Here is a 6,944-nt window from a genome sequence, read left to right as displayed (position 1 = left end):
TATCACTGACTTCGGAGTTATTCTTTGCCAACCGATGAGCGTGTCTCATATTCAACGGGCAGCTCCCGCTCATCGAGTATCGCAGCAATCTCTGGAGCGGTGAGGGATCCGTGCTCTTCGGCTGCATCGAGCAACCGTTGCACGTCACCACGTCCGTATGCAGCAACCCCACCGCACATCTTGAGATAATATCGTGCTGCGGTATCGAGTGCTTTGCTCGTGGCTTGCTCATCGGTGGCTTCACACAGATTCTCCCACAGTTGCTCCCGGTCATCGGTTGATTTAATTCTCATTTTTTGCACAACCCTCCCTGCCGTGGTTACTGGCGTGATTCACTGGGTGATATTCGCGATCGTTTATAAAGACGGGTGTGGCGTGGGCGGTAATCTTGCTGGGAGTGCCGGTGCAATCTGGATTTATTGCACACTCAATCGCACTCCCGATGTGCAAAACTAGGGTTTGGATATTCCCTGCGTGCAACCCCCCGCACTCGTATCCAGAACACCACTCTAACGGGTTGGTCCGGCACTTCCAGACTTCATACAGGTTAGTATAATGTCCTAACATCGGGAGTCGACCTTGTGCCCTGTACCCCCTACTCCCGATGCAGATGCAATTGCAGAGGCACTTTCATTTGCCATCGAACTTGTCAGTCTCGAGCTCGAGAAGAAGATCCTCACTGCCGCCGTCTTTGCGGCAAGACTGTTCATCGCCGGTGCGCCTATTACTGTATGTATGTGATTTGGTCATGGTTACTGTTGAGTCTCAACATGGAACCTGTCGAACCCTGACATAGTAATCCAATCTGTGATTTAGTTAGTAACCCGCTCGGAGCTCGCCTCAGTGCCGTCTGTCCTGTCACAAACTATCAGCGCTAAGGCGAGCATCAACCGAGTGAGCAGAGTTACTTACTCAGTGCTACCTCCGGTCATATATCTATCTGAGTCACTCCTGGAAGTCGGGGACTAGTCTCTCTATTCGCCTTATGTAACGACTCGTCTTGTGAGAAAGGCAGATGTTACATAAGATGCTAATCCCGTCCCGATACCCCCCGCTCTAGACAAACCATCGTACTCCAGAGGGGCTTGCATTAATGATTAATTTAATGTGACAGTCGGATGACTATATTCGTGAGTCGGGGTTCTCGCACCTATTGTTGCGCGTTGGATCAGTTGCCCCGGCTCAGAGGGCTCCCGTCCCCTCTGAGTGCGATTCATAATTCAATATCAGTTGTATCCAATCATCTCCATTTCGAGAATCCACATCAGATGGTTCTCTCTCTCGCAGCCTACACCCTGATAGTTGCTAAACTTGTTGTAAATGCCACTTGCACCGTGTCAGACGGTTCATGAACGGGTAGAATCACACGGTCTCTGCACGGTTTCCACGATATCTCTCCTCTAGAGGGAAATCTCCACTCTAGTGTGTGTTGCGTTAACAATTAATTTGAAGTACCATCCGGGTGACTATCTTCGCGAGTCGGGAAATTTCGTGTCTGTTTCATGCGCCCAGTTGCCCGGCTCTACGGTATGGGCACTTGCAGATCTGGGGAAGCTCCAGCTCAGATCAACTCGTGCTCAATATTTCTGCAATTCCACTCTGTGTGAGAGGCGACCTATTGTGTTCAGTTACTCTGTGTGAGTGACGCTACGCCAATATCCGACACAAAAACGGGGTATTCAATCTGATATGTTTTCTCACATGAACGAATCACGAAATGCTGTCATGCGATTATTCATCAATTGGTCTACAACTGTAGTCACACAACTAACTCATGCTAATTGTGAGAATACAGCAGACTCATACTACTGCTGAAACCTCTAGATCTTCCCAACTCCTTATGATCATACTCTCTCTGAGAGGGGTGAAAAAATATTCTTATGAATAATTTTTCAGGGAGTGATCTCTGATTCTACTCTCTTGTTTGAACTGTCAGAATGTCATGTCCAATCTGCTTTGTCCATTTCAGTCGATATATTTTGAGGGGTTGGTTTGTCGAGGTATGGTTTGAGACTGTTGAAGCTTCTCCATCCTCCAAGACTCATTACGATTCTCGTATTCAGTCCATGTTCGACGAGTAACTGATGCGCCCAGTATCTGCGGAGGTCATGGCTGCTCACATATTGATATCTGTTGTTTGTTGTTGTTTGATTCGAATGCTCTTTCTCCAATCTTTTTCACAATATTGCGAGCTCCTGTATCAGATAGTCCACCGCCATTTCTTGAGGGTACCAGGTAGTGTTGTTTTTGCAGATTGTATTCGTTTATGACTAGCCTGATGGTACTCCAGGTATCTTTTGGGATCCAGATTTCTCGAGTGTGTCCTCCGTCACCTGTCGTATCTTTTCCGTTTCTGATTGTGGCAAAATATTTCAGATCATTCTCTACTTCTCTTTCGATTAAATCATCAACTCGTAGTGTTCTCGTTTCAGAGATACGGAGTCCACATTGTGACCCGAGTTGCATGATTAGTTTGTCTCTGTTACTTGGTGCAGATAATATGAGTTGATTCATCTCTTTCGGAGTGAGCCAGATCTGTCGTTCTTCTTGTCTAGTATTTTGTGACATGTTTGATACATTAGTTTTTGTGAGGTTACTTGAGTGACGCTATTGGATTCAGTATTCGCCTGTTGGTGTGTTGTTGATCTGGTTTAGCTCGTGTTAGAGTGGTGTTTTTCGGGGTTTGAGTGTAGAGTATTGTATTTTGTAGGCGATTATTTCAATTATCGCCAACCCAGCAAATTCATCGAAGTAAACGAGATACCCAGTATATCGAATTAAACAAATTGAGTATTCGAATAAGATAGCTTACTATCACAACTCCGAGTAACATAACTAGTTCAGGAAGATTCAGAATATAATCGATGACAGGTTGAATTGATTGTAATTCATTCAGTCCAATATTAACCATGAAGAAAGAAGCAGTCAAACTCACAAAATCAACACTACACTTTCTTCATATTTCCGTCCGCTTACAGCGGTAGATTCTGATTCACGAACCTGCTAATGCCAGTCAGATAATAATATCCAATGATGTACCTGCGTTCTGTCGTGTGCTGATGTGAACTATTTTAAATCCCTGTGGGATTTGGAGATATCGTGTCTCACTACGGCAGTGTGACCGAATAAAAGGGGAATTGCAGCGGCGAATCGAGAAAGGACGCAGCCGTGAGATGTTCAGTTAACGATGACGTTGATCATTGCAATTCACAGACTCGGAATGTGGGGAGCGTTCTGTGTGGAATATCTCCAGCCGGAGTATTTATACTGTGGCTATGTAAATTCAATCCTTAGCTCAATCTTCTCTGCGTGCAACAGTAACAGTAAGCGGCACTGACACGAGACAATATCTCAGCTCTGATAGGATATACTCGCAGTTGGTTTTCTGTCTGTCGCAACGGTATGAGAGTATGTCACATGGAGATGTATAATTGTTTGTGCGTTTACGAAAGTTGTTGTAGTTGTAGTTGTAGTCGCCAGCTAGCCATTCTGAGTACCGTTGCACGGAGTGTGGTGGGCAAGTAGTGCTGGAGGGTGACATCGATGGCAGGCTATCTACTGTCGATGACGGTATCTAATAGCGCTCAATCGAGTTGCAAAGGTAACTATTGATAGATATACTCACGAATATCCCCTCAATATCGCTCCTTTGATGAGACTATATTTGCTACAGAGATGATTACTCAGGATACCTGCCTTACCACCGACCCGAATAGACGATGTTAACAGATATTCTGATATCATCAACCGCTCGGTAAATATTCTAAGCGCTCCAATATTGTTCCACACTCTTCCCGTGGAATATGAATGTCACATGGCAGCTATATACCGACGACTACGTATTCTTTGTCATCTAGTTGCCTCATCGCTGCCTTTGCTTTGTGTTCGGCAGTGAATTCCTTATCATACACTTCCCTTCCCAATCTCTCCCTTTACACTCGATAATATATTGCTCTGTAATAGAATCAGGTATGTACGTGCGACTTTCAGATATCTAGCATTGGAGCCGTTCTGAACGAGATCCCGACCAACGAGTCGGTCTCGAGGAGCGTACAGAATGATTTAGCGACACGTTCGGGTCCGAGAACGTGTTTGAACTTGATGAGTCTCTCCATTATCAAGAGTATCTCTGTGGGGTCGTTCTCAGAAATCCGAATCAGTAATGTCGCATGAACCTCTGGTTTATAATTTTGCCTCGGAATACACCGCAATTGGGCATGAAAACCACATCAGACCGCTCTGTTATGTCTGCTTCACGTTCATGACCCATCCCCTCTTTTGCCCCAAGGGGTCATCAGAGCTTTTTATGCCGACCCAAGCGTTGTTCAGATTCGCAGGTAATTGCGTGTTAGTGTGTATATTTTGCACGTATCACCTCCAATATTCCCAAATCCTGACCCACAGCAGCTGTCATCCAAATACTGTATGCAGTGCTTAGCCAAATCTCTTCCACGGTATGTTCGGGTTTTACCCCTAGAGAATACGGTCAATCACTCCAGTTCAATCCGCTCCATATCACAAATCGAGTAATAGCAGTCGAAACTCTCCAGTTCTTGAAGATAGAAGGTCAGTAAATATGTGCACACATCATCATATATCAGGAAATCACGAAAGGATCCACCTCCTGCCTCCCGACAAACCGGTCCCGTTCATGAGGAAACAGTAATTAACCAGACTCAGACAGTGTCTATTTTTATCTCATCACGTATTGCTGGTATGGTCTTCCCGAGTGTAGATGTCTTTGGCGGACGAGATTATCCTTTGTTGTTTTTTGTGGTTGCGACGATGGGATGTATGCTACTAATAATTCGAGCCATCATAGTTGGAAGTAGCCCTGTTCAGATTATTCTCCTCGGTGGACTCACACTCTACGCCCTCGTATTGACACTTGAGAGGTTCAGAGAAGCGGGTGATTTGAAACGTGTCTTGACAATCCCACTCGGCATCCTTGGGATGTGCACATTAATTAACGGTCAGACGACCGACCTACCGGTACTCTTCATCATTTTGGGCGTCGGTGGCTTTCTCGATCTCACTTGGAGTCGGTTTGATGGCTTCCAATGAGAACAACCGATAAGACGCTTACTCTCAATGTTTTCAGATGAGCCGGTCAACCACATACACAGTGATTCATTTGTCTCGTACGAGGTCACAGTCTCTGAATGGTTAATTGAACCCCTGTATCTTGCACGCGGCTCCTGACGATACTTGGAGAGAGAGACAGCGTGTCATAAAACTGCTCTCAACCGAAATTACCTGTGTGCCGAGCGGTTAGATACTCACCAGATTGGATTGATATTTGTACCGGTATACAGGATAGCCCCATGCACGTATACAGCACTGGTGAAATGGAGTTCGGATTCCCGGTTGAGCCTTCCTCTGAGAGCGAATTTATCACCGACTTGGATAGTGCAGGCCGTGCCAAAATTACTGTCGAAATCGGGGATTGAACTGAATTGTCCTGATCGGAGGTATAGATGTCTCAGATAGAGTCCGACTCTAGCGGGTGCTTTCACGACGGTCGACCGTCCACTGGCTTTCTGCTAGTTTCCGCCAAGTCGTGAGAAACGTTCAAGAACACGATTCGATACCATCAATCTTAGCGGTCACGGCTAATTGAAGTGTCTTATTTGACCCGTTATCGAAGGGAGCCTCTCGTGATCGTGAGCGGTCGAGTGTTTAGGTACCTGGCGAATTTTCCAGCAAGCTACTTCTTAATTCCTGCAGGTCAGCACTCTCATCAGTTTCACTTTCACGAAATTCTCTCAGATATGGGTTCTGTGTGAGGAACAATCCGATTAGCTCGTCGAATGATGGGAGTGGCTGTGGGTCTGGGTCTATCCTAAACAACTTCATCCGTTCCGTTTCCGAGTTGAATTTCTCCCCGGGTTTGAGTTGCTCAGCGTGTCGCCGAATGAAACTGGATTCATTACCGTATACCCGGACTGCACCATCTATGTGGCAGCGCTCGATGAGTTCAGTGTTCGCTTGAGCATGCAAATACCTCGTCCAGAAGTCATGAGAACTATCGCGGTATTTAATTGAAAAGGTGGGATTCATTCCATCTATAGGGAGAAGTTCCTCCGCGTGAAAGTGCCAATTCACATTTTGTTTGCGGAACAAGAACTCGGGTTTGTCCAGTAATTTGCTCTCACAACAGCTATTACCACCGTGAACCGAAATAGTAGAAATATCATCTGTCTCGCGGATACGGTCAATATGTTTCACACAATCCCACCGTTCCGCTTCTTCGACACCTCTTCGCTTTGAAGGATCTTCTAGTCTATCGTAACCAATTAGAATACGCTACCAATACAGCTAGCGATGAATTAGGAAAAACAGCTGCAATCGCTGTAGTGGGTCTCGTTGTTGTAGGAATAATTATATATTTAATTTATCCTATTGCAAGTTTTGTTCCCCTCTAAAAAGTGTGAAAGTATTCTTCATGATTAAAACTCGATGAATCGCATCACCGTGGCGGTGGAACCTATTAATTTATGTACTAATAATATAGTTACTCAGTTGAACATATGAATACTGATGTCATAAATGTAGAAACTGAGGGGACAAACTGGACTACAATCGCTGATGCACCAAGGCTCAAATTATTTAATAAAACTGCCAAAGTCTATGTGGAAATTCAAGCATCACAAAATGAGTCTGTTAGTTTTAAACTATCCGACGTGAATAAGAAAGTAATTGGTGACTTTTTATTACAAGATTTTATGATTGATTTTGAACCTGAAATCATTCCCATGATTGAGTGGTTAATATCTATTGAAGATTCATTGGTAGCTGACCCTTGCGAAGTTGCATCACATCTATCGTTGTTTTGGCCATCTTTTATCAAATCGAAGGTTTCAATTAAAAGTTAATTTGGGTGTAACTGGCATATGAATTGTTCTATAGCTTAGCTTAGTCTGAACGCCGCTTATACATAGTAT

Annotated in this window: 7 protein-coding genes; 3 read left to right on the top strand and 4 right to left on the bottom strand. The window is 44.7% G+C overall.

Going from position 1 to position 6,944, the window contains the following annotated elements; all coding sequences use genetic code 11:
• Positions 1-17: 17 nt before the first annotated feature.
• Entirely contained in the window at positions 18-293 is a 276-nt protein-coding gene (locus J07HQW2_RS01005) for a hypothetical protein (protein ID WP_021053313.1), read from the bottom strand.
• 286 nt (positions 294-579) lie between these two features.
• Here J07HQW2_RS01005 and J07HQW2_RS16945 point away from each other — a divergent pair, with 286 nt between their 5' ends.
• Positions 580-741: a hypothetical protein gene (locus tag J07HQW2_RS16945; RefSeq protein ID WP_303703850.1), complete on the top strand. Its 162-nt coding sequence runs from the start codon at positions 580-582 to the stop codon at positions 739-741.
• 1,199 nt (positions 742-1,940) lie between these two features.
• Here the strand turns inward: J07HQW2_RS16945 and J07HQW2_RS19725 are convergent.
• Together J07HQW2_RS19725 and J07HQW2_RS19720 are read right to left on the bottom strand one after the other, a co-directional pair.
• Complete coding sequence (locus J07HQW2_RS19725) at positions 1,941-2,171, bottom strand: tyrosine-type recombinase/integrase (RefSeq protein ID WP_394324600.1); 231 nt, start codon at positions 2,169-2,171, stop codon at positions 1,941-1,943.
• Positions 2,107-2,568, bottom strand: coding sequence for a site-specific integrase (locus J07HQW2_RS19720; protein WP_021053312.1), 462 nt, complete (start codon positions 2,566-2,568; stop codon positions 2,107-2,109). The genes J07HQW2_RS19725 and J07HQW2_RS19720 overlap by 65 nt, the downstream gene beginning before the upstream one ends.
• A gap of 2,010 nt (positions 2,569-4,578) precedes the next feature.
• Between J07HQW2_RS19720 and J07HQW2_RS16940 the strand changes: the two genes are divergently transcribed.
• Positions 4,579-5,064 (top strand): hypothetical protein, encoded by a 486-nt coding sequence (locus tag J07HQW2_RS16940; RefSeq protein WP_021053310.1) that lies wholly within the window; start codon positions 4,579-4,581, stop codon positions 5,062-5,064.
• Between the two features lie 615 nt (positions 5,065-5,679).
• On the opposite strand, the gene J07HQW2_RS00990 is transcribed toward J07HQW2_RS16940, so the two are convergent.
• Positions 5,680-6,228 (bottom strand): hypothetical protein, encoded by a 549-nt coding sequence (locus J07HQW2_RS00990; RefSeq protein ID WP_021053307.1) that lies wholly within the window; start codon positions 6,226-6,228, stop codon positions 5,680-5,682.
• A 302-nt stretch (positions 6,229-6,530) separates the two neighbouring features.
• On the opposite strand from J07HQW2_RS00990, the gene J07HQW2_RS00985 reads away from it, so the two are divergent.
• Positions 6,531-6,875 (top strand): hypothetical protein, encoded by a 345-nt coding sequence (locus J07HQW2_RS00985; RefSeq protein WP_021053306.1) that lies wholly within the window; start codon positions 6,531-6,533, stop codon positions 6,873-6,875.
• Positions 6,876-6,944 lie beyond the last annotated feature (69 nt).

This window comes from Haloquadratum walsbyi J07HQW2 (assembly GCF_000415985.1).
Lineage (GTDB): Archaea > Halobacteriota > Halobacteria > Halobacteriales > Haloferacaceae > Haloquadratum > Haloquadratum walsbyi_B.
The sequence above is the reverse complement of the archived record's forward strand: the minus strand, read 5'-3'. Positions and strand labels throughout refer to the sequence as shown.

Bases quoted from the DNA above. Each gene is read 5' to 3' on its own strand.
- J07HQW2_RS00985 (WP_021053306.1), top strand. From the start codon at position 6,531: ATGAATACTGATGTCATAAATGTAGAAACTGAGGGGACAAACTGGACT.
- J07HQW2_RS19720 (WP_021053312.1), bottom strand. From the start codon at position 2,568: ATGTCACAAAATACTAGACAAGAAGAACGACAGATCTGGCTCACTCCG.
- J07HQW2_RS01005 (WP_021053313.1), bottom strand. From the start codon at position 293: ATGAGAATTAAATCAACCGATGACCGGGAGCAACTGTGGGAGAATCTG.